The sequence below is a fragment of the Rhodococcus sp. KRD175 genome, from assembly GCF_017168275.1.
GTDB lineage: Bacteria > Actinomycetota > Actinomycetes > Mycobacteriales > Mycobacteriaceae > Rhodococcoides > Rhodococcoides fascians.
This window is the reverse complement of sequence record NZ_JABFAQ010000065.1, coordinates 1-2,597: the sequence shown is the minus strand read 5'-3', so window position 1 is coordinate 2,597 and position 2,597 is coordinate 1. Positions and strand designations below refer to the sequence as shown.

Annotated in this window: 2 protein-coding genes; one reads left to right on the top strand and one right to left on the bottom strand. The window is 67.2% G+C overall.

From position 1 onward, the window contains the following. Positions 1-842 precede the first annotated feature (842 nt). On the bottom strand, positions 843-1,154 hold the full coding sequence (locus J1M81_RS25635; protein WP_206499143.1) for a putative quinol monooxygenase: 312 nt from the start codon (positions 1,152-1,154) through the stop codon (positions 843-845). A 107-nt stretch (positions 1,155-1,261) separates the two neighbouring features. On the opposite strand from J1M81_RS25635, the gene J1M81_RS25630 reads away from it, so the two are divergent. Continuing rightward, on the top strand, positions 1,262-2,203 hold the full coding sequence (locus J1M81_RS25630) for a GlxA family transcriptional regulator (RefSeq protein WP_027504856.1): 942 nt from the start codon (positions 1,262-1,264) through the stop codon (positions 2,201-2,203). Positions 2,204-2,597 lie beyond the last annotated feature (394 nt).

Sequence of the window (2,597 nt, the reverse complement as noted above, 5' to 3'; positions counted from 1 at the left end):
CTGGGAAGAGCCCTGAGAGACGTCTTCGACGACGACGGGACCGGCGAGGAGCAAGGCGCGGTGAGCTAAAGAATGGAGCTTGCTCGGCTTCGACGCCGCCGCGAGCTCCGGTGAAACTCCGGTAAAACGGTCGGTACTGGTCGGTCGTCGTCGGTCACCACCGGATGGCAGCGTCCCCCACGCTCGGCGTTTGTGCAGGTCAGCGGCTCGTTCACCCAGTGGGCGCATCAAGCGATAGACGCAGAGCCGACGTGATTAGGTCGTCGGTTCGGTTCTGGTGGTCGCGCGATGCGCTGGCCTCACGGCTCTGCCCGACACCGACGTCGCTCTCCTCTGCGACGGACCCCTCGCCGGCTGAGCGCTCGCGGCCGGCATCCTGTCCGTGTGCCGAAAGGCCTCGCTCCGCTCGGCAACGCAGCGTGGCGTTGTGTCGCGACCTGGACGTGCGAGGTGTCAACGGTGCGTCGGCGCAACGATCGTTGTGTGCGCAGCGAGATGCTCCATGCCGCACGCGCGACGCGCACGAACGCAACGCCCCGGAACGCCAACGACCCGTCATCGCTGCGACGCGCAACGCGTCTCCCGTCACGGCAACGGATCGCAACCACGACCCCGCCCACGGCGCCTCGCGGGACGGAGGGCAAGTTGACACAGTTGCGCTGCCATGGAGCCGCGCTGGCTCTCTCGATGACCACCGGTGAAACAGTGCCGCTCCAGGCTTGCGCCTGGTGTTGCCTGGCCTCCTCGTGATCGGCCCGTCGGGGATCGTCAACGTGGTGCGGGTGTCGAGGCGGTCGGGTCCGACGGCTCGACGGGGCGCGATCGTCTCGTGCGTTGGCGGACTACGGGAGCTTGGACGCGAGGACGTCGGCCGCCAGGATCTCGGGTGCTGCGCCGAGGAGGTGCTGGTTGGCCGTCAGGGCTGCGACGATGGCGCCGTTGGCGTGGGCGTCGCGAGCGGCCTCGTCGGGGAATGCATCGAAGATCCAGAAGGTGTCGGCGTGGGTCCTAGCCGCGAACCAGACAATCGTTCCTACTTCTTCGTTGGCGAGTGCGACAGCGCCGGCGAGCAGATCGGCGAGCGCGTCGTGCTGTCCATCGGCCGCGACGATCTTGGCGACGAAGGCATACGGAAGTGATGCGGGTGTGGACATGAGGGGTTCTCCTTGAAGTCGGGGTTCTTCGTGGGGCGAGTTCAGCGTACGACGAGCAAGGGCATGTGAGAAGTGGCGTATACGACAGTATTGCTATTGTTCGCGCCATGCGTATCGGACTGATCGCGATCGACGGCTGCTTCGGTTCGGCTGTCGCGTCGGTCATCGACATCGTGCGGGTGGCCGACGGAGCCCGCGGCGATGTCGACCCGCGGATCGACCCGATCGAACTCGCCATCCTCGGACCGAAACGGCGAGTGACCACGACGGCATCGATGACCCTGTCGGTAGACCACCCGCTGTCGGAGTCCGGAGAGTTCGACGTGGTCGTCGTCCCTGCGCTTGGAACCCTCACGGCCGCCGCTACCAACGACGCCCTCCAGAGCCGAGATGCACGTTCGGTCATCGCCTCACTCGGGCGCCTCGACGACGCGACCACCCGGATCGCCGCGGCGTGCACCGGCGTGTTCGCCGTCGCCGAGACTGGACGGATGCATCATCGGCGGGCGACGACCAGCTGGTTCCTGGGGCCGGAGTTCCTGAAGCGCTATCCGACCGTCGCCCTCGATCTCGACACCATGGTCGTGGTCGACGGGAACCTCGTCACCGCCGGCGCCGCGTTCGCCCACATCGACCTCGCGCTCTCACTCGTGCGATCGATCAGCCCCGACCTGGCCCAACATGTCGCCAAGCTCCTCATCATCGACGAGCGTCCGTCGCAGGCGGCCTTCGTCGCCTACGAACATCTCCGGCACGAGGACCCGATCGTCGTCGAGTTCGAACGCTTCGTGCGCGCCCGCCTGGACGAACCGTTCAACGTCGCCTTCGTCGCGCAGTCGCTCGGCACCAGCCGGCGCACCCTCGAACGACGAGTCCGTGCGGCGCTCAACCTCACTCCGCTCGGCTTCGTCCAACGGCTTCGCATCGAACGAGCGCGGCACCTCTCAGCAACCACGGACCTCACCTCCGCCGAGATCGCGCTACGGGTCGGCTATGCGAACGCCGAGACTCTGCGCTCCCTCCTGCGCAGGGAGCGACGCCGTTCCTGACCTATCGCCATGCCTGTAGCCGGTGTCCTAGCGCTCGGTTGGAACCACCTCTCAGCACGTCGCGTCGACGCTCCTGCGTCGCCCCTGGACGACCCACTCGACACGCCCGCAGCACAGGCCATGTGACGTGCCCCGGCTTCCCGGGCGGTCGGGGTTGGGTGGCTGTGATGTCGCTGCGTTCTCGTCGAGGGGGTCAGCAGACCCGATCAGGGTCGATTGGGATGAGCCGCGAAGGCGGTCAGGTCAGGGCGGCCGAAGCCGGCCGGCGGGGTAGCGTCGGACACGTCGAGGTCTTTCGGATGGATGGCGTAGGAACCTCCATCGTCGGGAGACCTCGACGTCTATCTGCGGACCGACGCGCCCGGCCGACCTACACCGTCATCTGGGAAGAGCC